The organism is Bacillus carboniphilus (genome assembly GCF_039522365.1).
Lineage (GTDB): Bacteria > Bacillota > Bacilli > Bacillales > JC228 > Bacillus_BF > Bacillus_BF carboniphilus.
Window position 1 is genome coordinate 86184 of record NZ_BAAADJ010000022.1, and the last position, 23679, is coordinate 109862.

Below are 23679 nucleotides of genomic sequence, written 5' to 3' on the forward strand. Positions count from 1 at the left end.
ATAATGGAAAAATGGTTTAATGTAGGAAAGATTGTGAATACACATGGCCTGCGTGGAGAGGTTAGAGTGATTTCAAGAACAGACTTTGCAGATGAGAGATATAAAGTAGGGAATACACTTTATTTCTTTTCAGAACCAAATACAGAAGTTTCTATACCTTTAACGGTTAAGCATCATCGTAAGCATAAAAACTTTGATTTGCTAACATTTGAGGGATATGATTCTATCCAAGCAGTAGAAGGTTTAAAAAACGGACTTCTGAAAATAAAAGAAGAGCAACTTACAGAGCTAGATGAAGGAGAGTTTTATTTTCACGAGATCATTGGTTGTGAAGTCTATTTAGAAGATGGGGAAAAGGTTGGAAAAGTGAGGGAGATTTTAACTCCGGGAGCTAATGATGTGTGGGTCGTGAAAGGGAATCGTAAAGAATATTACATTCCTTATATTGCTGAAGTGATTAAGACGATTAACATTGACGAGAGAAAAATAACGATTAAACCAATGGAAGGGTTGCTTGATTAAATGAGAATTGATGTTTTGTCATTATTTCCAGAGATGTTCACAGGTGTCTTTGAAACGTCAATTTTAAAAAAAGCATCAGACCTTGGGGCGGTTTCTTATCATGTTACCAATTTTAGAGACTTTGCAGATAATAAGCATAAAACAGTAGATGACTATCCTTATGGTGGTGGGGCTGGTATGGTCCTAAAACCCCAGCCTGTATTTGATGCTGTAGATGCCTTGACAGTAGGGAAAAAGCCTCGGGTCATCCTGTTATGTCCTCAGGGAGAAGTTCATTCTCAACAAAAAGCGGAAGAGCTTTCTCAAGAGGATCATCTTCTCTTTATTTGTGGTCATTATGAGGGGTATGATGAGAGAATCCGAGAACATATCGTAACAGATGAAATTTCAATCGGGGATTATGTATTAACAGGTGGAGAACTAGCTGCCATGGTTGTGATTGATAGTGTAGTTAGACTACTCCCAGGCGTTCTTGGAAATGAAGATTCTCCCGTACAAGATTCGTTTTCTAATGGGGGATTATTAGAACACCCCCACTATACAAGACCTGCCGATTTTAGAGGCATGAAAGTCCCTGAGGTGTTAACCTCTGGTCATCATGAAAATATCCAAGAGTGGAGAGAGAGAGAGTCTTTAAATCGAACCATAAGTCGTAGGCCAGAGTTATTAGAAAAAGCAAGACTTACAGATCGTCAAAAAAAATGGCTAGAAGAACAGAAAAAGCAATAGACTATATTGAAACCCGTGTTCGAATATGATATGATAGCATTTGTGACTTAGGCAGTTACGTCTGTCTAGGTTCATAAAACGGTGTTCCGCTGCGATTATTAAATATGCAAGAGCATCTGTCGAAGGAGTTGAAGATCATGCACCCAATTATTTCAGAAATTACGAAGGAACAACTTCGTACTGATCTTCCTACATTCCGTCCTGGTGATACTGTACGTGTACACGTAAAGGTTATCGAGGGAACACGTGAACGTATTCAGTTGTTCGAAGGCGTTGTAATTAAGCGTCGTGGTGGCGGAATTAGTGAAACATTTACAGTACGTAAAATTTCTTACGGTGTAGGTGTAGAACGTACTTTCCCAGTACACACACCAAAAATTGCTAAGCTTGAAGTTGTTCGTCGTGGTAAAGTTCGTCGTGCGAAGCTTTACTATCTACGTAACCTACGCGGAAAAGCAGCAAGAATTAAAGAAATTCGATAATATGAACTTAAAGGAGCTTGAGTATTCAAGCTCCTTTATTCGTTTTATAACCTTTTTTATGAAAAAACTTGAATATAGTGCTGAGAGCCATTGCAAATAGAGAAAGAAAAGTTTCCTACGAACGTAGTAGAGAAAAAATAGCTGTTCTAGTAGAATATAATGTAGATATTGTACAAGGGCGAGGTATAAAGATGGAACAAACTAAAAAACCAAAAAGTGAATTATGGGAATGGACTAAAGCTCTAATCATTGCTATTGCAGTTGCATTTATTATTCGTTACTTCCTATTCGCACCCATTGTCGTAGATGGGTACTCCATGATGCCTACATTAAACGACCAAGATCGAATGATTGTCAATAAATTTAGCTACCAATTTGGTAAACCAGATCGTTTTGACATCATTGTATTTAAAGCCCCAGAAGGGAAAGATTACATAAAGAGAGTCATTGGTTTGCCTGGTGATACAGTAGAATATAGAAATGATGTCTTGTACATAAATGGCGATCCTTACGAAGAACCATACTTAGATACGTATAAACAAGATGTGATCGGAGGGACACTAACGGAGTCTTTTACTCTAGAAGATGTAATCGGACGTGAAACAGTTCCAGAAGGTCATGTGTTTGTGATGGGCGATAATCGACGATTAAGTAAAGATTCTAGACATATTGGGCCCGTCCCTTTTGAAGATATCTTGGGTAAAACTAGCTTAGTTTACTGGCCATTTGACGACCTCGGCTTTGTAAAATAGGCCCATATTACATAGGATAAAAACCAATGTGATGGGGCAATAAATCAATAGACCTTTATAACGATTTAGAACGTGTTTAGAGAGTGGTGTAAATAGTTCATGACGATACAGTGGTATCCCGGCCATATGGCCAAAGCCAAAAGACAGATACTAGAAAAAATAAAATTAGTAGACCTTGTGATTGAAATTGTAGACGCAAGAATTCCGTTGTCATCTAGAAATCCAATGGTCAATGAAATTTCCCATCAAAAACGGCGTTTAGTACTATTAAACAAAAGTGATCTAGCAGACCCTGCTGTGACTAAAAAATGGATTTCTTATTTTGAAGAAGAAGGAGCAAGTGTTTTAGCTATCAATGCGCATCGCTCCTCTGATATCAAAAAAGTCATTCAACAGTCTCAGAGCTTAATGAAGGACAAGCACGAAGCATTACGTGCAAAGGGTATTATTAACCCGCGAGCTATTAGAGCTTTAATTGTGGGGATCCCTAATGTCGGGAAAAGTACATTCATCAACCAGTTGGCTGGTAAAAAAATAGCGAAAACCGGAAACACGCCAGGTGTCACCAAAGCTCAAAGCTGGATTAAATCTGGGAAGGACTTTGAGTTGTTAGATACACCAGGGATTCTTTGGCCAAAATTTGAAGACGAAGAAGTAGGTTATCGGTTAGCTGTCACTGGTGCAATAAAAGATACGATTTTACCTCTACAGGATATTGCAGCCTATGCACTCCGTTACTTAAGTGAACACTATCCAGATAGAATGCAAGAGAGATACAAGCTTACTACTATCTCGGATGATATGGCTGTCCTGTTTGACGAGATTGGTAAAAAACGTGGCTTTATTGTTTCTGGTGGATATGTAGATTGGGACCGTGTTGCAGAAATTGTTCTGCAGGAGCTCAGAAACGGTAAACTAGGACCACTATCATTAGAAACTCCATATAGTAATGCTGATTAAAGACCCAACTTGTCTGGGTCTTTAATGCTTTTTAGAACATCCGATATATAAGAAAGAAAGATTGAAGGAGTATAGTATGTCATACACAATTTCACAAATAAAAGAAATATTAGACAACATAACAGACACAGAGGATCCTCAATTAAAAGAGTTCGAAACAGATACGAGAAAAGGCGTTCAAACCTTATTATCTCAGTGGAATAAAAGGTTGGAAAAGGAAAAAGAAGAACGTGAACGTTATTTAGCTCTCATGCACTTTGAAAGATTATATAAAAGTAAAGGTTATTCATTTATTGCTGGGATTGATGAAGTGGGTAGAGGTCCTATTGCAGGACCTGTTGTGGCAGCAGCTGTTATCTTGGAAGAGAATACATATTTTTCAGGCTTAAATGATTCGAAGCAAATAACAGAGAAGAAACGTGAAGAGTTGTTTGACCAAATACATGAAAATTCCATTGCTGTAGGCATTGGTATGGTGCACTCTCATGAAATTGACGAGATTAATATTTATCAAGCTACCAAAAAAGCAATGTTAGAAGCAATCAATCAATTAGAGCCTGTGCCTGATTTCCTTTTAATTGACGCAATGCCATTAGAAACACCATTTCCTTCAGAGTCCATTATTAAAGGCGATGCTAAAAGTGTTTCTATTGCCGCAGCATCTGTTATTGCCAAAGTGACACGTGACCGTTACATGGCGGACTTGGAAAAAGCTCATCCAGGTTATGGTTTTGATAAGCATAAAGGATATGGTACGAAGGAACACCTGGATGCCATTCAGAAACTAGGAGTTATTAAAGAGCACAGAAGAAGCTTTGCACCAATCAAGGAGTATACGAGGTAGAGGGAGAGGGGGATATGCCTTGAATACCATTTCATTAGCAGGGACTCAATTTCAGCAGATAAACTCACCCATACAAACAGGTGACTTATTACAAGGGAAGCTGACTAAAGTTGATGCAGAAGGAACTGCGACGATCCGTACAGTTGGGGGAGAAGTTGAAGCGAAGCTAAACGCCCCTTTAGAAGTAGGGAAATCCTATTTATTCCAAGTTCAAAGGACAGAAAATGAATTAGTATTAAAGGTATTGTCTACCCCAAACACGGATGTAGGAAGGGCAGTAGACGTCCTTTTAAAGCAACTTGCATTAGAAAAGGGAGGCTGGGAACAGCGTCTACTCCAGCTCGCGATAAAAGAAGGGTGGCTCCAGTCAAATGGAAGTAAACTTTCCTTATCCCTTCAATGGCTTGGAAACTCTAGCTCCCCCCTTCAGGATATAAAAGTATTAGAGTTTATGAATAGAGCCCCGCTTCCTTTTACAAAAGAAGTCTTTCAGTCTCTATCTACTGTATTTTCAGGTAAGGGAGTTTCTTTCCTTCTACAAGGTTTGGCGAATCACTCTCAAGTTAGCCCGGAACGAATACAGCCATTGATGAGTACCTTAGAGGAAAAAATGGGACTGGATTTGATAAAAACTGCACTTACACCTTCAGTTAACCAAAATGCTTCGCGGGTTGCCAAACAGATAATTGCTCAGATTATACAACTCCCTGGCGGTACTACTGGGGAGGATTTTTTCAATGCAGAACAGTTGTTTAGAAAAATCACCACCCAAAGTAGGCTTCAAATCTGGGAGTCTGGAAAACAAGCGTTTCTAGGTGGAAACCGCCAAGAGGGAATGATGATTTGGAGAAGCGTCCTACCAAATGTACAGGCAACAATGAACAGTGATCAAGTATCACAATTATTCCTGCAATATGAACTTGAAACCGAGATGAATCCAGCAAAACTAGCACGCATTGAAACCTATTTAAAGCAGGAAACCAGCCTGTCATTGAGTCAACCTGTTTTACAATGGTTAGGGAAAAGTATGTTAACTCATGGAGAAGGATTTAAAAATTTTCCTCAATCGGACTATGAGTTTTTCATGTCGTTTAATCGTGAGCATGTAGTAAAAGAATTGAAGCAAATCGTAAGCATGCTCGGATTAAACTTAGAGGCAGACATGGCTTCTGCTAGAAAAGAAGGTTTGGAATCACTGAAAGCTCAACTCATTCAACTGATGCATCAGGATGGAGTTCCTCAAAAGCTAGGAATACAGGAGCTATTATCACATTTACAGGGGCAAAAGTTATTAACACAAGATACGGGACCGATTCTTCAAATCTTTTCACAGATTCCCCTTTCTTTTGTACATGGTCTGAATGATGCTACTATCTATTGGAGTGGAAAAAAGTCAAAAGAAGAAAAGATTGACCCCCATCATTGTCGGGTATTATTTCATCTTCATCTAGAAAAATTAGGAGAAACCCTCCTAGACTTTCAAGTGCAAAATCAAGTGGCAAAAATCCATGTTTTTCATAGACTTGAAGGCTTTATTCCCCCCGCAGAAGGTGTAAAGGAAATGTTGAAAACTGGTCTAAATAAGATTGGCTACCATCTATCTTCCTTTCAATTTCAGTATGTTGCAGATGTAGAAAAAGAGGCAGTCTTTAAGCCAGTATATGAACGGATTCAAATGCTTTCAAAGGTGGATATTCGAATATGAAGAACCAGCAGGAAAAAAGGTTAGAAGCGGTTGCACTTCGGTATGATCAAGAAAAAAATAATTCTCCTCAGGTTATAGCGAAAGGGAAAGGGAAAATTGCAGAAAATATTTTAAAAGTTGCGGAGGAGAATGACGTTCCACTTCATGAGGACCCTACGCTTCTTTCTTTGTTAGGCCAGCTTGATATTAACCAATCTATTCCTGAGGAGCTGTACGAGGCGGTTGCGGAGGTATTTGCTTTTATTTACCGGGTCGATCAACAACAAAAGAAATAATTCCAATCTACTGAAGTTTATTCCATTTTTTAGCAAGGGTTAATTCTAATAACGAGGGCCGTTGATTTCCGTTGCAGGTGCGCAGCTAGAGCGGGCGGTCCGGGAGCCTCCTCTGGCCAACAGGATGTTGGTTACGAAGGCGTTGCCACAGGACGTGGCGTTCTTAGCCTTCGTTCCCCTTTCGCTCCCGCGGGGTCTCCCTTGTCCCTCTCTTCCCACTTTCCACTGCTTCCATCTATTTTTTTCAAGGCAGTGGAAATGAGTCAAGCACCTTCCACTCCAATCAACTACTGCTAGACTATATGTGGAAGAGAAAGCAATTTCTACCAAGACAACCTTCACCTAATTAAGGAATCTATTCCCATTTCAAACTTTGTCAGAAAATTATAATAACGAGAATATTGTTTTAATCGGTGGACATACCCCCGTACATTATATAAAATGGAATCGGCAGTCTATATTAGGTAGATACGTTAGGAGGACTGGATAATGAATATCCATGAATACCAAGGTAAAGAAATCCTTAGAAAATATGGGGTATCTGTGCCAAATGGTCGCGTAGCATTCTCAGTAGATGAAGCTGTTGAAGCTGCAAAAGAACTAGGCACTAAAGTATCAGTTGTAAAAGCTCAAATCCATGCAGGTGGCCGCGGTAAAGCAGGCGGAGTTAAGGTTGCTAAGGGCCTTGACGAAGTGCGTACATATGCTGAAGAAATTCTAGGTAAGACTTTAGTTACACATCAAACAGGCCCAGAAGGTAAGGAAGTAAAGCGCTTACTGATTGAAGAGGGCTGTGATATTCAAAAAGAATACTACATCGGATATGTTCTTGACCGTGATTCTTCTAAAGTTGTTTTGATGGCTTCTGAAGAAGGTGGAACGGAAATTGAAGAAGTGGCTGAACAGACACCTGAAAAGATTTTCAAAGAGTACATTGATCCAGTAGTTGGATTAACTGCATTCCAAGCTCGTCGTATTGCATTCAATATCAACATTCCAAAGGAGCTTGTTAACCAAGCGGTTAAATTCATGCTTGGCTTGTATCAAGTATTCGTTGAAAAGGATTGTTCTATTGCAGAAATCAACCCATTAGTAACAACTGGTGATGGCAAGGTTATGGCATTAGATGCAAAGTTAAACTTTGACTCTAACGCTCTATACCGTCATAAAGATATTATGGAATACCGTGATCTTGATGAGGAAGATCCAAAAGAAATCGAAGCTTCTAAGTATGACCTAAGCTATATTTCTCTAAACGGAAATATCGGTTGTATGGTTAACGGAGCAGGACTTGCGATGGCTACTATGGACATCATCAAGCATTACGGTGGAGATCCTGCTAACTTCCTTGATGTTGGGGGCGGCGCTACAGCTGAGAAAGTAACAGAAGCCTTCAAAATCATTCTTTCTGATGAGAATGTAAAAGGAATTTTCGTAAACATCTTCGGTGGAATTATGAAGTGTGACGTAATTGCTACTGGTGTAGTAGAAGCAGCGAAACAAGTTGGCCTTCAAGTACCACTTGTAGTACGTCTAGAAGGTACAAACGTAGATCAAGGTAAGAAGATCTTAAGCGAAAGTGGTTTAAATATCATTGCTGCTGAATCTATGGCAGACGGCGCACAAAAAATCGTTGCACAGGTGAACTAAGGAAAGGCGGGGACCATTGTGAGTGTATTTGTTAATAAAGATACAAAAGTAATCGTTCAAGGTATTACGGGTTCAACAGCCCTTTTCCATACAAAACAAATGCTTGAGTATGGTACAAAAATCGTTGGTGGTGTAACACCTGGTAAAGGTGGTACAGAAGTAGAAGGAGTACCTGTATTTAATACAGTTGAAGAGGCTGTTAAGGCAACTGGTGCTAATGCTTCTGTTATCTACGTTCCTGCTCCATTTGCTGCAGATGCCATTTTGGAAGCTGTAGATGCGGAACTAGATTTAGCTATTTGTATTACAGAGCATATTCCTGTTCTTGATATGGTAAAAGTGAAACGCTACATGGCGGATAAGAAAACTCGTCTAGTTGGACCAAACTGCCCAGGTGTTATCACACCAGAAGAATGTAAAATTGGTATCATGCCAGGATACATTCATAGAAAAGGTCACGTAGGGGTTGTTTCTCGTTCTGGAACTCTTACGTATGAAGCAGTTCATCAATTAACTCAAGCTGGTATCGGTCAGTCTACAGCTGTTGGTATCGGTGGAGACCCAGTAAACGGAACTGACTTTATCGATGTACTAAAAGCATTCAACGAAGATCCTGAAACAGAAGCTGTCATCATGATTGGTGAAATCGGTGGTACAGCTGAAGAAGAAGCGGCTCGTTGGGTAAAAGCGAACATGAAGAAGCCTGTTGTAGGCTTCATCGGTGGACGTACTGCACCTCCAGGAAAGCGTATGGGCCATGCTGGTGCGATTATCTCTGGTGGTAAGGGTACAGCTGATGAAAAGATTAAAGTTATGAATGAGTGCGGTATCCAAGTGGCTGACACGCCATCTGTAATGGGTGAAACACTTATTAAAGTACTTAAAGAAAATAACCTATTCGACAAGTGTAAAAACTTATAAGAATACACAACAAGGGTGACTCTTCAAGAATAGAGTCACCCTTGTTATTTAAGTATTAAATTTTTAAAAAAATCCGAGGTGGTAAATATTGAAAATACTTAGCCAACAGTTAATCGCATTACAACATTCTAAGCACATGACTCCATATAAACTTAGGAAATTAGTAGCTATCCATGAGAAATATTTCCCTAATGAGTCTCTTTTAACAGTTATAAACAAGCTAGATTTAAAGCCAAAAGTACTAGAACAAATTACACAGGAAGTCCACAATTTCTTTGCACAAAACCTCATTCAATCCTATCAAAACCAACAAATCTCCATCACAACAATCTATGAACCTGAATATCCCACTCTATTAAAAGAAATCCATGATCGACCATCGGTTATCTATCAAAAAGGACGTCTAAAACTCCATAACCACAACCGTAAAAGGCTTGCGATTGTAGGTTCAAGAACGCCAACACCGTATGGAATTGACGTACTAAAATATCTCATTCCACCACTAATAGAAGCAGGGTTTACCATTGTCAGTGGACTTGCAAAAGGAATAGACAGCGCTGCCCATCAAATAGCCATTCATTCTGGTGGAGAAACTGTAGCAGTACTAGGAAATGGACTCCATCGAGTATATCCAGCCGAAAATAAGAAACTGGCTGACAAAATAGGTTCAGAACACTTGCTTGTATCGGAATATCCCCCTGCAACTTCCCCACAAAAATGGCATTTTCCTGAAAGAAACCGAATAATTAGTGGTATAACAGTGGGGACATTAGTAGTAGAAGGAAAAGCAAAGAGTGGCTCACTTATAACCGCATACTGTGCGCTTGAACAAGGTAGAGAAGTGTTTGCGGTTCCAGGAAATATCCAAGAAATTAATTCAAAGGGCCCTCATCAACTCATTAAAGAAGGAGCAAAGCTAGTTACATGCCCTGAAGATATTTTGGAAGAGCTAATACCCATCGTGTAAAAAAAATTTTTATCGGCTTAATCATAAACTGAATTTTCCGATATATTGAATGAAATTGCATGTATATGAATAGCAGTTATTAGTAAGACTGCATGTTAGAGGAATTTCTTAATTGTTAAGAAGATTCAAAATTCTGAGTGAAATTAGTAGTAATTGGTTCTGAAATTGGATAATTTGTGCATCATGTGTCATATCTCTACCATTGACAAATGAAAATACGGTCTTTAATATGTATGGAAGATTTAGTAATAATAGTGAATAGAGGATTTATGGGGATTTACCTCTCCTAAGGAGGATTTTAATGGCAGAGTTTCTCGTCATCGTAGAGTCGCCTGCAAAGGCTAAAACGATAGAGCGTTATTTAGGTAAAAAATATAAAGTAAAAGCATCTATGGGGCATGTTCGAGATTTACCCCGAAGCCAAATGGGTGTTGATACTGAAAATAATTATGATCCAAAGTATATAACCATTCGAGGGAAAGGGCCGGTACTAAAGGAATTAAAGACGGCCGCTAAGAAAGCTAAGAAAGTCTATCTCGCAGCTGACCCCGATCGTGAAGGGGAAGCTATTGCTTGGCACTTAGCTCATAGTCTGAACGTAGATATCCAGTCAGATTGTAGGGTTGTTTTTAATGAGATTACAAAGGATGCGATTAAAGAATCCTTTAAACACCCACGTCCCATTAACCAGGATCTAGTAGATGCACAACAGGCACGACGAGTTTTAGACAGATTAGTAGGGTATAACATTAGCCCTTTATTATGGAAGAAAATTAAAAAGGGTCTTAGTGCCGGAAGGGTCCAATCAGTAGCAGTTCGACTCATAATCGATCGCGAAAAGGAAATCAATGCGTTTGAACCAGAAGAATATTGGACTATTGAAGGAGACTTCTTAAAAGGTAAACAAGGGTTTCAAGCCAATTTCTATGGAATTGGTAAGGATAAGAAACAGCTTCAGTCTAAAGAAGATGTAGACCAAGTGCTAAAACAATTAAAAGGAAAGGATTTCAACGTAACCAATGTTACAAAGAGAGAAAGAAAGCGAAATCCAGCACCGCCATTTACTACTTCTTCTTTACAACAGGAAGCAGCTAGAAAGCTAAACTTCAGAGCAAAGAAAACCATGATGCTAGCTCAACAATTATATGAAGGAATAGAGCTTGGTAAAGAAGGAACAGTCGGTCTCATCACCTATATGAGAACTGACTCTACTCGTATTTCTGATACAGCCAAAAACGAATCGAATTCATACATTGTTTCAACCTTTGGTCAGGAGTATGCCTCTTCAAGTCCAAAGGGTGGAAAGAAGAATGCAGCTGCTCAGGATGCGCATGAAGCCATTCGTCCGACGAGTGCTTTAAGAGAGCCAAGTTCTCTCAAGCAACACCTTTCAAGAGACCAATTACGATTATATAAATTGATTTGGGAACGCTTTATTGCAAGTCAAATGTCTCCAGCTGTAATGGATACGATGAGTGTAGATTTAATGAATGGGGATGTCCTATTTAGAGCGACAGGCTCCAAGGTAAAGTTCCCAGGATTTATGAAACTCTATGTAGAGGGAACAGATGATGCTGAGGAAGAAAAGGAAAATTATCTTCCAGACTTAAAAGAGGGAGATGTTGTGAAAAATCAAAACATTGATCCAAAACAACACTTTACTCAACCACCTCCTCGTTACACAGAGGCAAGACTTGTTAAGACATTAGAGGAGTTAGGGATAGGTCGCCCTTCGACCTACGCTCCTACTCTCGACACCATTCAAAAAAGGGGATATGTTGCCCTTGATAATAAACGTTTCATTCCGACAGAACTCGGCGAAATAGTGCTAGAAATGATTACTGAATTCTTCCCTGACATCATAAATGTTGAATTTACGGCGAAGATGGAAAATGATTTGGATGCTGTTGAAGATGGAAAGGTTAACTGGGTTCAAATTATAGATTCATTTTATAGAGAGTTTGAAAAAGATTTAAGAATAGCTGAAAAAGAAATGGAAGAAGTCGAAATCAAAGACGAGCCTGCTGGTGAAGATTGTGAAAACTGTGGAAGTCCGATGGTATTTAAGATGGGTCGATACGGTAAGTTCATGGCCTGCAGTAACTTCCCGGATTGTCGTAATACGAAACCTATTGTGAAAGATATTGGTGTTAAGTGTCCAAATTGTAAAGAAGGAAACATTGTAGAAAGAAAAAGTAAAAAGCGACGAATTTTCTATGGTTGTGACCAATTCCCTAAATGTGAATTTATTTCATGGGACAAACCAGTCAACAGACCTTGTCCAAAGTGTTCGGGACTACTGGTTGAGAAGAAGCTGAAAAAGGGTGTACAGGTTCAATGTATACAGTGTGATTACAAAGAAGAAGCACAAAAGTAACGGAGTGAGCACTATGCTCACTCTCTTATTTTGTATAAAATACATAAATAGAATTATCAATGAGAAAAATTTTCAGTACATGAAACTTTTATCTTTTTCAAACGTATTGTAAAATGCAGAAGGAAATCTAAAATTTTCGGTCACAATAATTCAAGTAGATGACTTTTACAGACTGTTTGAAACAATTCAAAATTTTGTGAAAAGAATGTAAAATCCGTTGCAAGTGCTACTTGGTTATGTTAATATTTAGTAGCCCTTGTGAGGTGATACACATGGAAAGTTGCAAAGCTCTGTTAATTCAGTTTCAAGAGTATATGCAAATTGAAAAGAACTTTTCTTCGCATACGATTCTCCATTATACGAAGGATATTGAATCCTTATTTGAATTTATGGCTGAGCAAAGCATTTCTGATCTTAGAGAGCTGGAGTATTTTGATGCAAGGCTATTTGTATCAAAACTTTTTGACCAATCCTTCAAAAGATCTAGTATATCTAGAAAGATTTCATCACTAAGAAGCTTTTATTCGTTTTTGATGAGAGAAGGTGTCGTGGAACAAAATCCGTTTCAAATGCTTTCTTTGCCTAAAAAAGAAAAACGGTTACCTTCTTTTTTTTATGTAGAGGAAATGGAGAAGCTCTTAAATAGCCAATTTGAAAACAACCCAATTGGTCAGCGAGATAAGCTACTATTAGAACTACTTTATTCAACGGGAATTCGAATTAGTGAAGCAGAGAATTTAAAACTTGAACATATTGATTTTGTAGTGGGAACGATTCTTGTTTACGGTAAAGGAAGAAAAGAACGTTATATCCCCTTCGGTAGGTATGCTAGCGACTTACTACGTATATACATAAATGAAGGTAGACAAAATCTACTGACTAAAAATAAGAAGGATCACTCCTTCCTTTTTGTAAATTACCGAGGTGGTCCATTAACTGCACGGGGAATGCGAGATATCTTAAACAAGATTATGAACAAGGCGGCCATGCAGGCTAATATTCACCCTCATATGTTACGTCATACGTTTGCAACACATCTATTGAATAATGGGGCTGACTTGCGCTCGGTTCAAGAGCTTCTTGGACACAGTCATCTTTCATCTACACAAGTATATACACACGTAACAAAGGATCATTTGCAAAAAACATATAAGTCATTTCATCCGCGTGCATAAGCAATCTTTAGGAGGAAAATGTATGTCTAACTTTCACGCTACAACGATATTTGGAATCCATCACAATGGGAAATGTGCCATGTCTGGGGATGGACAGGTTACCTTTGGCAATGCAGTCGTTATGAAACATACAGCAAGGAAGGTTCGTAAATTATTTGGTGGAAAGGTCTTAGCAGGATTTGCAGGATCAGTAGCTGATGCATTTACGCTTTTTGAAATGTTCGAAGGAAAGCTTGAGGAGTTTAATGGAAACTTACAAAGAGCAGCGGTTGAACTGGCGAAGCAGTGGAGAAGTGATAAGATTCTTCGTAAGCTTGAGGCCATGCTCATTGTTATGAATGAATCTCATATGCTCCTTATTTCTGGAACTGGAGAAGTCATTGAGCCAGACGATGGAATATTAGCGATTGGTTCTGGTGGAAATTATGCTCTTGCTGCTGGTCGAGCTCTAAAGAGAAATGCTGGAGAGTACCTAGAAGCTAGAGATATTGCAAAAGCTGCATTAGAAACTGCTGCTGAGATTTGTGTCTATACAAATAATGAAATCATTATAGAGGAGCTGTAATTATGGTGAATCTACTAAAAAGTAACAGTACCTATTTAACTCCAAGACAAATTGTGGAACGTTTAGATCAGTTTATTGTTGGTCAAAGGGATGCAAAAAGAGCTGTAGCTGTCGCATTACGAAACCGTTACCGTCGCAGTCAGCTTCCTGAAAAGCTAAGGGATGAAGTGAATCCTAAAAATATTTTAATGATTGGGCCAACAGGTGTAGGTAAAACGGAAATTGCAAGGAGAATGGCAAAGCTAGTTGGTGCTCCCTTTATAAAAGTTGAGGCAACTAAATTTACTGAGGTTGGATATGTTGGAAGAGATGTCGAATCAATGGTTAGAGACCTTGTTGAGACTTCTGTACGACTAGTGAAAGAAGAAAAAATGATCAGTGTGAAAGAAAGAGCAGAACAAAATGCTAATAAACGCTTAGTTGAACTTTTAGTCCCTGGTAAGAAAAAGCAAACGAATATGAAAAATCCTTTTGAAATGCTCTTTGGTGGCGGTGGAGACCAAGAGGATACTCAGCAACAATCGAATGAGGATTATAATCTTCTAGAAAGAAGAAAAATTGTTAAAGAAAAGCTTGCTTTAGGTGAACTAGAAAACGAAGTGGTTACAGTTGAAGTTGAGGAACAACAACCATCCATGTTTGATATGCTCCAAGGATCGGGTATGGAACAAATGGGTATGAATATGCAAGATGCCCTAGGTAGTCTAATGCCAAAGAAAAAGAAAAAGAGAAAGCTATCCGTTCGTGAAGCTAGAAAAGTGTTAACGAACGAAGAGGCTAACAAGTTAATTGATATGGATGAAGTGACCCAAGAGGCTGTTTTTAGAGCAGAGCAGACAGGGATTATCTTCATTGATGAAATTGACAAAATTGCTAGCAAAGGGAACCAGTCTTCAAGTGCTGATGTATCTCGTGAAGGGGTTCAAAGAGACATTCTACCGATTGTTGAAGGGTCAACAGTTGTAACGAAATACGGATCTGTTAAAACAGACCATGTTTTATTTATGGCCGCTGGAGCATTCCATATGGCAAAACCTTCTGATCTAATACCGGAACTACAAGGAAGATTTCCGATTCGTGTAGAACTAGGAAAACTATCAGTAGATGACTTTGTAAAAATTCTAGTAGAGCCAGATAATGCTTTAATTAAACAATATAAAGCTTTATTGGAAACAGAAGGTATACAAATTGAATTTTCTGACGATGCTATTCGTAGAATCGCAGAAATTGCATTTGAAGTGAATCAGAACACCGATAATATTGGAGCTAGAAGACTACATACTATTTTAGAGAAACTTCTAGAAGATCTTTCTTTTGAAGCTCCGGATATTACTTTAGAAACGATTCAAATCACGCCAGAATATGTAAATGAAAAACTAGGCGCTATTTCAAAGGATAAAGATTTAAGTCAATTTATTCTCTAGTCGCTGAAAAAAATGATAAATTAGATGTAGCAAGAGATGCTGTAGGAGGAAAAATTAAAATGGATTTATTATCAAAAACAAGAAAAATTAACGCAATGCTTCAAAAAGCGGCTGGTAAGCCTGTTAACTTTATGGATATGGCAAATACATTAAGTGAAGTTATTGAAGCAAATGTCTATGTTTTAAGTCGCAGAGGAAAGCTTCTAGGATTTGCTGTAAACCAACAAATTGAGAATGAAAGAATGAAGCAAATGTTGGCAGACCGTCAATTTCCAGAAGAATACACAAAAAATTTATTCAACATTCAAGAGACATCTTCTAACTTGGATGTATACAGTGAACATACTGCGTTCCCTGTTGAAAACAGAGAGTTATTCCAAAATGGTTTAACTACGATCGTTCCAATCAACGGTGGGGGAGAAAGACTAGGGACCCTAGTTCTTGCTCGTTTGCAACAAGAGTTCTCAAATGATGACTTAATCCTTGGTGAATACGGTGCAACAGTTGTTGGTATGGAAATTCTTCGTGAAAAAGCAGAAGAAATTGAAGAGGAAGCAAGAAGTAAAGCGGTTGTTCAAATGGCGATTAGCTCTCTATCATACAGTGAGCTCGAGGCGATTGAGCATATCTTTGAAGAACTAAGCGGAAAAGAAGGCTTACTCGTTGCATCTAAAATAGCAGATCGTGTGGGAATTACTCGTTCCGTTATCGTTAACGCTCTTAGAAAATTAGAGAGTGCTGGTGTCATTGAATCAAGATCCCTAGGAATGAAAGGGACTTACATTAAAGTATTAAATGATAAGTTTTTAGCTGAACTAGAAAAGCTTAAAACTTCATAATAGTTGCATGAAAAAACCTTTGGCTGAATGCCAGAGGTTTTTTTATTTTGTGATTCTTATCACTGAGAAGATAATCCTCGAAGGGTAATGTTAAGTTTTTTTCGATGATTAGGAGAAATAACGAAAAATAGTATAAGGTTTATTACATTTGTAAAATTACTGAAATGTTTAAATATTCATTTCCATGCAGCATCGAATAGGTATATGGTCCTGCAACACCGTAGTTGCCTATTTCGACACAAAACTACAAGGGGTTTCTCGATTTTTTCGACAATTTCCTTTCGAATATATTCACCGATTTTTTCGCGAAATAGTAAAATTTCATTTTTCTTCCTGTTTGTAATCCCATTTTCCTTTAGGGAAAATAGGAAAATTGGCACAAGAAAAATAACTTTAACTACATAGACAGATGCTTTGTTAATCATTAGAATAGTTAATATACTTGTATTTTTGCTTACTTATTCATTTCGACTGTTACATTTATTTTACGAGAGGTGTTAAGGGTGAAATTATTTTCTAATATATTTACTTCCCTAGAACAAGGGTTGCAATATTCGACAATGAAGCAAAATGCAATATCAGATAATATTGCAAATGTCGACACTCCCAATTACAAAGCAAAGTCGGTTTCTTTCCAAGACACCTTGCAAAAAGCAACGAAGGAACTAGATGGATTGCGAACAGATCCAAGGCACTTTGAAATTAAGGCGAAAACACAGAATCCTTTTATTCAAGCTAGAAGTAATTATTTATACAATAACAACGGTAACAGCGTTGATATGGATAAAGAAATGACGGATTTAGCAAAGAACCAAATCTATTACAATGCACTGGTTGAACGATTGAATGGTAAGTTTTCAAGTTTACAAAGTGTGATTAAAGGTGGTCAATAAGCATGAACGCATTTAATAGTATGAATATCACATCGTCTGCTCTATCTGCACAGAGATTAAGAATGGATGTTGTATCCTCTAATATGGCAAATGCAGAATCCACACGTGCACAATTTGTGAATGGAGAATGGCAGCCATATAGACGAAAGATGGTCGTCTTACAACCACAGAATCAATTTTCAACTTTTTTAAAGCAAGCTATGAATACAAATCAATCCGGGGACGGGGTAGCTGTTTCAAAAATAGTTGAAGACAGGAGCCCATTTAAGCTAGTCTTCGATCCTAGTCATCCAGATGCAAATGAAGATGGATATGTAGAGATGCCTAATGTGGATCCACTACGAGAAATGGTGGACCTAATTAGCTCTACAAGGTCTTATGAAGCTAACGTAACCGTACTTAATGCTACAAAGGGCATCATGATGAAAACACTAGAAATTGGAAAGTAAGGGTGAGTAAAAATGATTGAACGGATATCGAATAGTTCTCTACCGAATCTAAACTTACAAAAAACTAGCACAAGTCCTGCTGATGTACAGAAGAGTTTTTCTTCGTGGTTAAAGGATTCAGTCCAAGAAGTAAATAATGCACAATTGCATTCTGACCAAATGACCGAGAAGTTAGTTCGTGGTGAGCAAGTCCAATTACATGAAGTGATGATTGCAGCTTCAAAAGCTAGTGTTACTTTGCAGGCAACCATAGAAGTAAGAAATAAAGTTGTTGAAGCCTATAAAGAAGTTATGAGGATGCAACTTTAATCTTTACTTAACATAGTGGAAATCCGCGTGAATTAGCGTGCATGTACTCGGGGGATAAGAATGAATGAATCACTTCTAAGACAAGTAAAAGGAATACAGTTATTTTGGAAAGAACGAACACAAAAACAAAAGCTAACATTGATCTCATCTATCTTAATCATATTTGTAGCCATAACCGTAATCGTTCTTCTTGCAGGTAAAAGTAATATGGTCCCTCTATACAGTCAATTGGCACCTTCTGAGACTGGTGTGATTAAAGAGACTTTAGATGGTAGAGGGATTCAGTCTGTTATTACGGACGGTGGAACGACCATTTCAGTACCAGAACAATATGTCGATACATTGAAGGTTGAGCTGGCTGCTGAGGGTATTCCAAATACTGGTCAAATTGATTACTCATACTTCAGTGAAAATGCTGGAATTGGTACAACTGAACAAGAATTTAATGTAATGAAATTGGACGCAATGCAAACGGAATTAGCCAACCTGATTAAAGGGATAGACGGCGTTCAGAATGCGAATGTTATGCTCAACCTTCCAGAGAAAGGAATCTTTGTAAGTGACGCATCTCAGGAAGCGTCAGCGTCCATTGTTTTGGAAACAAAACCGGGACACTCCTTTACTCAGGAACAGGTTTTTTCTTTGTATCACCTTGTTTCCAAAAGTGTTCCGAATCTCCCTACTGATAATATCGCCATAACGAATCAATATTTTGATAGTTTTGAACTAAAAAATAATGGGGATTCTTTTGGGGGTAATTTGATACAAACTCAATATGAGATGAAAAAGCAGATTGAGCGGGATATTCAAATCGAAGTACAACGTATGTTAGGGATGATCATGGGACAAGACAAAGTGGTTGTTTCAGTCTCAACTGACATTGACTTTGCCCAAGAAAATCGTGAAGAATCCATTGTCCAACCTGTTGATGGGGAAAACATGGAAGGAATCACCATAAGTGCTCAACGTTTAACAGAAACTTTTACAGGAAGTGCTGACCAGGCAGGTGGAGTTCCTCAAGGGGAGGATCCAACAGACCCATTAAATCAATACATGGGCACGAATGGCTCAAACGGTGATTATGAAAGAATCGAAGAAACAATAAACAACGAAGTAAACCGAATTCGAAAAGAAATTGTAGAAAGTCCATACAAGATTAAGGACATTGGAATTCAGGTAATGGTTGAACCGCCCGTGCCGGATGATCCAACGTCAATGCCACAAGGGACCGTGGAAGACATCACACAGATGCTCGGAACCATTATCAGAACTTCAATACATAAGGACTCAAATGTAACGGAAATGAGTAACGAAGTGATTGAAGACAAGATTGTTGTTTCCGTTCAACCGTTTAATGGAAAGGTTGAATTCCAATCAAGTTCCAGCCCAGAGCTCCCATGGTGGGTATTTCCGGCAGTTGGTGGTTTATTGTTATTACTACTGATTCTAGTATTACTGTTTATGAAATCTCGTAATAAATCTGAAGCTACAGGGTATGTGGCTGACTATAAAGAGGAAGAAGAACAAACGGCAATACATGTTCCAGATTTAAATAAAGAGAAGGAAACAGAAGGAACTGTTAAACGAAAGCAGCTCGAACAGCTGGCAATGAACAAGCCGGATGAATTCGTAAAATTACTTCGTTCCTGGCTTTCTCAAGAATAGGGGGGGATTTAATGAAGAAAGATTCAAAAGAGTTAACGGGTAGACAAAAGGCAGCGATACTACTCATCTCCCTCGGTCCTGAAGTATCAGCATCTGTTTATAAACATTTATCAGAAGAAGAGATTGAACAACTGACGCTTGAAATATCTGGTGTTAGAAAAGTAGATGCCATAGCAAAAGAGGAAATTTTAGAGGAGTTTCATAGCATTGCTTTAGCACAGGATTACATCTCCCAAGGTGGGATTGGTTATGCCAAGATGGTACTTGAAAAGGCTCTTGGTGAGGACCAAGCGAACCTAATTATCAATCGCTTAACCTCATCGCTTCAGGTAAAACCGTTTGACTTTGCAAGAAAAGCTGACCCTGGCCAAATTTTAAACTTTATCCAAAATGAACACCCGCAAACCATTGCACTTATTTTATCTTATTTAGACCCAACTCAAGCTGGCCAGATATTGTCTGAGTTACCGCAGGAAATGCAAGCGGATATTGCCAAGAGAATAGCCATTATGGATAGCACTTCACCAGAGGTTATCAACGAAGTAGAACAAATCCTTGAAAGAAAGCTTTCAGCTACTGTGACTCATGATTACACCCATGCTGGTGGAATTGAAGCAGTGGTTGAGGTGTTGAACGGTGTTGATCGTTCAACCGAACGTACTATTTTAGATGCTTTAGAGATTCAGGATCCCGAACTTGCTGAAGAAATTAAAAAGAGAATGTTTGTATTTGAAGATATCGTCACATTGGATAATCGTTCAATTCAGAGAGTAATACGTGATTGTGAAAATGAAGACCTTATTTTTGCATTAAAAGTAGCAAGCGAGGAAGTAAAAGAAGTTGTTTTCAAAAATATGTCTAAACGGATGGCAGACACCTTTAAAGAAGAAATGGAATTACTGGGTCCTATTCGTTTACGAGATGTGGAAGAAGCCCAATCTAGAATTGTAGCCATTATTCGGAGATTAGAGGATGCTGGTGAAATTGTAATTGCTAGAGGTGGAGGAGACGATATTATTGTCTAGGGTATTTAAAGCGCCATTCGTCGCAAATCGTGAGGGGCAGTTAATAGGGGTGAAACCCTTCCACACCCAGGTTACAGAGGAAGTTGAACCAGAAAAAAAACAGGATCCTAAAGTAGTGGCGGAGGAAATTGTTAACGCTGCTAATAAGCAAGCAGAGCAAATACTAGCAGAGGTTCATCAGCATAGAGAACAAATGTTACTGGAGCTCGACCAAGAGAGAATACATTGGGCAGAAGAGAAGGAACAACTGAGGACCCAAGTGCAAAAAGAGGCTTATGAAGAAGGTTATAATCAAGGTCGGAATGAAGGCTATAAAGACTTAAGCACTCTATTTGACAAGGCCAACTCAATTGTTAGCCAAGCTCAAGAGGATTATCACCAACACCTAATAGATTCAGAGAAAACAATCGTTGAGCTAGCAGTGAAAGTTGCTGAAAAGGTTATCGGGAAAAAACTTAGACAAGAAGAAGATTTTATTTCCTTTTCTAAAGAGGCCATTAAACAAGTGAAAGAAACAAAGACAGCTTTTATTTATGTTCATCCTGACAACTATGAAGCTATACTTCGCTCAAAGAATGAACTTACATTATTACTTCCAGCAGAATCAGAAATCTATGTTTATGCCAACCCAGAGCTCTCTTCGACGAGCTGCCTTATTGAAACGCCTGGGGGAAAACTAGATGGAAGTGCCGAAGTACAGCTTGCTGAAATTAAGCAGAAGCTTCTTGAATGGTTAGAGGAGGAAGAAGCGTGAGAGCATCCGATTTAATTCCTCTCGTTGAACAAATTGATCCTTTTAAAAAATTCGGAAAAATAAAACGAGTTGTGGGGATCATGTTAGAATCCCAAGGTCCATCTACCTCAATTGGAGATGTTTGTTACATTTATACAGGCTCCAATGGAAAAAAACGTAGAATACTAGCTGAAGTTATTGGTTTTAAAGATGAGCATGTCATTTTAATGCCTTACAGTAACATTCAAGAGATTTCCCCAGGTAGCTTAGTTGAATCGTTGGGTAAATCGCTTGAAGTAAAGGCTGGACAAGCTTTAATTGGACAAGTTATTGACGCTATGGGTCAGCCATTAGATGGAAGTACCGGCTCAAAAGGGCTAGTGCCTGTAAAAACAGAGCAAGAGCCACCAAATCCGCTGAGCAGGCCAACCATAAGGGAGGTCATCCCTGTTGGAGTTAGAGCAATTGATTCCATGCTAACAGTCGGTAAAGGTCAAAGAATTGGAATCTTTGCTGGAAGTGGAGTCGGAAAAAGTACACTCCTCGGAATGATGGCTAAAGAAACCAAAGCAGACGTCAATGTGATTGCCCTTATCGGTGAACGTGGTCGTGAAGTAAAAGAATTTATTGAACGAGATTTAGGAGAAGAAGGTCTTAAGAAATCAGTTGTGGTAGCAGCAACTTCTGACCAGCCAGCTCTAATGAGAATTAAAGGAGCCCTGACAGCAACGGCCATTGCTGAATACTTTCGAGATCAAGGGTTAAGTGTGTTGCTAATGATGGATTCTGTTACGCGTGTAGCTATGGCGCAGCGAGAAATCGGACTAGCAATCGGGGAGCCTCCGACAACGAAAGGTTACACTCCTTCAGTTTTCGCACTGTTACCGAGATTACTAGAGAGAACAGGAACGAGCGAAAAAGGCTCGATTACTGCTTTTTATACCGTATTGGTGGACGGCGATGATATGAATGAGCCGATTGCAGATACCGTTCGAGGAATCTTAGATGGCCACTTTGTCTTAAACCGTACACTTGCAAACCAAGGGCATTTTCCTGCAATCGATATCTTACAAAGTGTAAGTCGATTGATGAATCAGCTTGTATCGAAAGGTCATTTAAAAGCAGCGGAAAAATTAAGAGAAACCTATAGCAAATATCTGCAATCCGAGGATTTAATACAGATTGGTGCTTATAAGAAAGGATCTTCTAGAGAAATAGATGAAGCCATTCGGTTATATCCAAAAATAAAAGAGTTTCTGAAGCAAGCGACAAATGAACCATCAAGCTTTGATGAGAGTATCCAACACTTACAACAAGTGATTGAGGAAGGGAGTCTGTCATGAGTTATCAGTTTCGATATGAATCCGTACTTTCTATAAAGGAAAAAGAAAAGGATCAAGTCAGGCAGGAATATATCCATTCTGTCGATCACTTCGAGCAAGCAGCCACCCAATTATATGAACTTCTAAGAAAAAAAGAACAACTAGAACAAGAACATGAACAAGCTCTTTCAAAAGGGTTAACAGTTTTGCATATCAAACAAATTCAGCACTACCGAAAAAATTTAGAAAAGTCTATTGATCAATCACAGAACAAAGTATCCACCGCAAGACAAGCGATGCAAATAAAAGAATTTGAGCTTCATAAAAGCGACGTAGAAGTAAAGAAATATTCAAAATTAAAAGAGCGAGATCGAACCCATTACCAATTTCTAATCAAACAAGAAGAAGCAAAAGTAATGGATGAAGCGGCACTGCGACAATTTACGAATCAGAAATTTAGGTGAAACCAATGGCAAAAGCGATGGCGGAAAACGAACAAACACAAAAGACATTTTCAAAAGGGCAATGGTTTTTATTTGTAGTGGTCATCCCCATATTATTCGCTCTAACCGTAGGTCTTGTCCTTCTGAGTTTTGCTGGTGTGAATGTATTTGAAAAAGCCCATGCAATCGGACAACAAATCCCTGGTATTTCAGGAATGCTATCAGAAGAAAAAGCCTCATCTGAAATTAAAATGGAAGATGTTGTGGCCTTACAAGGACAAATCAAGGAGCGGGAAACTCAGATTCAGCGTATGGAAGCCCAAATGCAAAATAAAGACCAATCTATTTCAGAGCTTCAATCTGAGATTGAACAACAGCAACTCCTTATTGATGAACTGAGAAATGTTCAGGAAAAAAGCAAACGTGAATTTAAGGAAGTTGTTTCAACCTTTGAGACGATGTCTGCCAAAAGTGCGGCTCCTATTTTAATAGAAATGGATGAATATGTAGCCCTACAAGTTTTATCAACCATAAACAAGGATTCATTAGCCTCCATCTTAGAAAAAATGCCTCCAGAAGACGCAGCTAGATTTGCACAAAAATTAACTGTTTTTATTCCAAATGAGTAAAAAATGCTCACTTGAAAGGAGGTG

The 23679-nt window shown here is 38.6% G+C and carries 25 protein-coding genes; all 25 read left to right on the plus strand.

The window, feature by feature from the left end; all coding sequences use genetic code 11:
• Positions 1–3: 3 nt before the first annotated feature.
• The 25 genes from rimM (at position 4) to ABDZ91_RS11785 (ending at position 23655) form a co-directional block, all read left to right on the plus strand.
• Complete coding sequence (gene rimM / locus ABDZ91_RS11665) at positions 4–522, plus strand: ribosome maturation factor RimM (RefSeq protein ID WP_343799173.1); 519 nt, start codon at positions 4–6, stop codon at positions 520–522.
• Positions 523–1251, plus strand: coding sequence for a tRNA (guanosine(37)-N1)-methyltransferase TrmD (gene trmD / locus ABDZ91_RS11670; RefSeq protein ID WP_343799174.1), 729 nt, complete (start codon positions 523–525; stop codon positions 1249–1251).
• Positions 1252–1388: 137 nt separating this feature from the next.
• Complete coding sequence (rplS, locus tag ABDZ91_RS11675; protein ID WP_343799175.1) at positions 1389–1733, plus strand: 50S ribosomal protein L19; 345 nt, start codon at positions 1389–1391, stop codon at positions 1731–1733.
• Between the two features lie 191 nt (positions 1734–1924).
• The gene (lepB, locus tag ABDZ91_RS11680; protein WP_343799177.1) at positions 1925–2485 is read left to right on the plus strand and encodes a signal peptidase I; all 561 of its coding nucleotides are present in this window, start codon (positions 1925–1927) and stop codon (positions 2483–2485) included.
• Positions 2486–2584: 99 nt separating this feature from the next.
• Positions 2585–3445, plus strand: coding sequence for a ribosome biogenesis GTPase YlqF (gene ylqF, locus ABDZ91_RS11685; protein WP_343799179.1), 861 nt, complete (start codon positions 2585–2587; stop codon positions 3443–3445).
• A 76-nt stretch (positions 3446–3521) separates the two neighbouring features.
• The gene (locus tag ABDZ91_RS11690; protein WP_343799181.1) at positions 3522–4289 is read left to right on the plus strand and encodes a ribonuclease HII; all 768 of its coding nucleotides are present in this window, start codon (positions 3522–3524) and stop codon (positions 4287–4289) included.
• A 19-nt stretch (positions 4290–4308) separates the two neighbouring features.
• Positions 4309–5994: a hypothetical protein gene (locus ABDZ91_RS11695; RefSeq protein WP_343799182.1), complete on the plus strand. Its 1686-nt coding sequence runs from the start codon at positions 4309–4311 to the stop codon at positions 5992–5994.
• On the plus strand, positions 5991–6269 hold the full coding sequence (locus ABDZ91_RS11700; RefSeq protein WP_343799183.1) for an EscU/YscU/HrcU family type III secretion system export apparatus switch protein: 279 nt from the start codon (positions 5991–5993) through the stop codon (positions 6267–6269). The genes ABDZ91_RS11695 and ABDZ91_RS11700 overlap by 4 nt, the downstream gene beginning before the upstream one ends.
• Positions 6270–6758: 489 nt before the next feature.
• The gene (gene sucC / locus ABDZ91_RS11705) at positions 6759–7919 is read left to right on the plus strand and encodes an ADP-forming succinate--CoA ligase subunit beta (protein WP_343799185.1); all 1161 of its coding nucleotides are present in this window, start codon (positions 6759–6761) and stop codon (positions 7917–7919) included.
• Positions 7920–7937: 18 nt separating this feature from the next.
• On the plus strand, positions 7938–8840 hold the full coding sequence (sucD, locus tag ABDZ91_RS11710; protein ID WP_343799186.1) for a succinate--CoA ligase subunit alpha: 903 nt from the start codon (positions 7938–7940) through the stop codon (positions 8838–8840).
• An 88-nt stretch (positions 8841–8928) separates the two neighbouring features.
• On the plus strand, positions 8929–9807 hold the full coding sequence (gene dprA, locus ABDZ91_RS11715) for a DNA-processing protein DprA (protein WP_343799187.1): 879 nt from the start codon (positions 8929–8931) through the stop codon (positions 9805–9807).
• Positions 9808–10108: 301 nt separating this feature from the next.
• Positions 10109–12184 carry a type I DNA topoisomerase gene (gene topA, locus ABDZ91_RS11720; protein ID WP_343799188.1) on the plus strand — a complete coding sequence of 692 codons (2076 nt, stop codon included), beginning with the start codon at positions 10109–10111 and terminating at the stop codon, positions 12182–12184.
• A 272-nt stretch (positions 12185–12456) separates the two neighbouring features.
• Positions 12457–13359, plus strand: coding sequence for a tyrosine recombinase XerC (gene xerC / locus ABDZ91_RS11725; RefSeq protein WP_343799189.1), 903 nt, complete (start codon positions 12457–12459; stop codon positions 13357–13359).
• Positions 13360–13381: 22 nt separating this feature from the next.
• Complete coding sequence (gene hslV, locus ABDZ91_RS11730) at positions 13382–13924, plus strand: ATP-dependent protease subunit HslV (protein ID WP_343799191.1); 543 nt, start codon at positions 13382–13384, stop codon at positions 13922–13924.
• A 2-nt stretch (positions 13925–13926) separates the two neighbouring features.
• On the plus strand, positions 13927–15348 hold the full coding sequence (gene hslU / locus ABDZ91_RS11735) for an ATP-dependent protease ATPase subunit HslU (RefSeq protein WP_343799192.1): 1422 nt from the start codon (positions 13927–13929) through the stop codon (positions 15346–15348).
• A gap of 59 nt (positions 15349–15407) precedes the next feature.
• The gene (gene codY / locus ABDZ91_RS11740) at positions 15408–16187 is read left to right on the plus strand and encodes a GTP-sensing pleiotropic transcriptional regulator CodY (protein WP_343799193.1); all 780 of its coding nucleotides are present in this window, start codon (positions 15408–15410) and stop codon (positions 16185–16187) included.
• Positions 16188–16690: 503 nt separating this feature from the next.
• Positions 16691–17080 (plus strand): flagellar basal body rod protein FlgB, encoded by a 390-nt coding sequence (flgB, locus tag ABDZ91_RS11745; protein WP_343799195.1) that lies wholly within the window; start codon positions 16691–16693, stop codon positions 17078–17080.
• Positions 17081–17082: 2 nt separating this feature from the next.
• Positions 17083–17529: a flagellar basal body rod protein FlgC gene (flgC, locus tag ABDZ91_RS11750; RefSeq protein WP_343799196.1), complete on the plus strand. Its 447-nt coding sequence runs from the start codon at positions 17083–17085 to the stop codon at positions 17527–17529.
• A gap of 12 nt (positions 17530–17541) precedes the next feature.
• A complete protein-coding gene (gene fliE, locus ABDZ91_RS11755; RefSeq protein WP_343799197.1) occupies positions 17542–17838 on the plus strand; it encodes a flagellar hook-basal body complex protein FliE in 297 nt (98 codons plus the stop codon).
• Positions 17839–17898: 60 nt separating this feature from the next.
• The gene (gene fliF / locus ABDZ91_RS11760; RefSeq protein WP_343799198.1) at positions 17899–19503 is read left to right on the plus strand and encodes a flagellar basal-body MS-ring/collar protein FliF; all 1605 of its coding nucleotides are present in this window, start codon (positions 17899–17901) and stop codon (positions 19501–19503) included.
• An 11-nt stretch (positions 19504–19514) separates the two neighbouring features.
• On the plus strand, positions 19515–20528 hold the full coding sequence (fliG, locus tag ABDZ91_RS11765; protein WP_343799199.1) for a flagellar motor switch protein FliG: 1014 nt from the start codon (positions 19515–19517) through the stop codon (positions 20526–20528).
• Positions 20521–21282: a flagellar assembly protein FliH gene (gene fliH / locus ABDZ91_RS11770; protein WP_343799201.1), complete on the plus strand. Its 762-nt coding sequence runs from the start codon at positions 20521–20523 to the stop codon at positions 21280–21282. Before fliG ends, fliH begins: the two co-directional genes overlap by 8 nt.
• A complete protein-coding gene (gene fliI, locus ABDZ91_RS11775; protein ID WP_343799203.1) occupies positions 21279–22604 on the plus strand; it encodes a flagellar protein export ATPase FliI in 1326 nt (441 codons plus the stop codon). The genes fliH and fliI overlap by 4 nt, the downstream gene beginning before the upstream one ends.
• On the plus strand, positions 22601–23047 hold the full coding sequence (gene fliJ, locus ABDZ91_RS11780) for a flagellar export protein FliJ (protein ID WP_343799205.1): 447 nt from the start codon (positions 22601–22603) through the stop codon (positions 23045–23047). Before fliI ends, fliJ begins: the two co-directional genes overlap by 4 nt.
• Positions 23048–23052: 5 nt before the next feature.
• Positions 23053–23655 carry a MotE family protein gene (locus tag ABDZ91_RS11785; RefSeq protein ID WP_343799207.1) on the plus strand — a complete coding sequence of 201 codons (603 nt, stop codon included), beginning with the start codon at positions 23053–23055 and terminating at the stop codon, positions 23653–23655.
• Positions 23656–23679: the final 24 nt, after the last annotated feature.

Excerpts from the sequence above, each read along its gene's own strand:
- rplS (WP_343799175.1), top strand. The coding sequence starts at position 1,389 with ATGCACCCAATTATTTCAGAAATTACGAAGGAACAACTTCGTACTGAT.
- sucC (WP_343799185.1), top strand. The coding sequence starts at position 6,759 with ATGAATATCCATGAATACCAAGGTAAAGAAATCCTTAGAAAATATGGG.
- ylqF (WP_343799179.1), top strand. The coding sequence starts at position 2,585 with ATGACGATACAGTGGTATCCCGGCCATATGGCCAAAGCCAAAAGACAG.
- lepB (WP_343799177.1), top strand. The coding sequence starts at position 1,925 with ATGGAACAAACTAAAAAACCAAAAAGTGAATTATGGGAATGGACTAAA.
- trmD (WP_343799174.1), top strand. The coding sequence starts at position 523 with ATGAGAATTGATGTTTTGTCATTATTTCCAGAGATGTTCACAGGTGTC.
- topA (WP_343799188.1), top strand. The coding sequence starts at position 10,109 with ATGGCAGAGTTTCTCGTCATCGTAGAGTCGCCTGCAAAGGCTAAAACG.
- flgC (WP_343799196.1), top strand. The coding sequence starts at position 17,083 with ATGAACGCATTTAATAGTATGAATATCACATCGTCTGCTCTATCTGCA.
- hslV (WP_343799191.1), top strand. The coding sequence starts at position 13,382 with ATGTCTAACTTTCACGCTACAACGATATTTGGAATCCATCACAATGGG.
- hslU (WP_343799192.1), top strand. The coding sequence starts at position 13,927 with ATGGTGAATCTACTAAAAAGTAACAGTACCTATTTAACTCCAAGACAA.
- ABDZ91_RS11785 (WP_343799207.1), top strand. The coding sequence starts at position 23,053 with ATGGCAAAAGCGATGGCGGAAAACGAACAAACACAAAAGACATTTTCA.
- ABDZ91_RS11690 (WP_343799181.1), top strand. The coding sequence starts at position 3,522 with ATGTCATACACAATTTCACAAATAAAAGAAATATTAGACAACATAACA.
- ABDZ91_RS11700 (WP_343799183.1), top strand. The coding sequence starts at position 5,991 with ATGAAGAACCAGCAGGAAAAAAGGTTAGAAGCGGTTGCACTTCGGTAT.
- fliJ (WP_343799205.1), top strand. The coding sequence starts at position 22,601 with ATGAGTTATCAGTTTCGATATGAATCCGTACTTTCTATAAAGGAAAAA.
- fliF (WP_343799198.1), top strand. The coding sequence starts at position 17,899 with ATGAATGAATCACTTCTAAGACAAGTAAAAGGAATACAGTTATTTTGG.
- fliG (WP_343799199.1), top strand. The coding sequence starts at position 19,515 with ATGAAGAAAGATTCAAAAGAGTTAACGGGTAGACAAAAGGCAGCGATA.
- rimM (WP_343799173.1), top strand. The coding sequence starts at position 4 with ATGGAAAAATGGTTTAATGTAGGAAAGATTGTGAATACACATGGCCTG.
- fliE (WP_343799197.1), top strand. The coding sequence starts at position 17,542 with ATGATTGAACGGATATCGAATAGTTCTCTACCGAATCTAAACTTACAA.
- codY (WP_343799193.1), top strand. The coding sequence starts at position 15,408 with ATGGATTTATTATCAAAAACAAGAAAAATTAACGCAATGCTTCAAAAA.
- xerC (WP_343799189.1), top strand. The coding sequence starts at position 12,457 with ATGGAAAGTTGCAAAGCTCTGTTAATTCAGTTTCAAGAGTATATGCAA.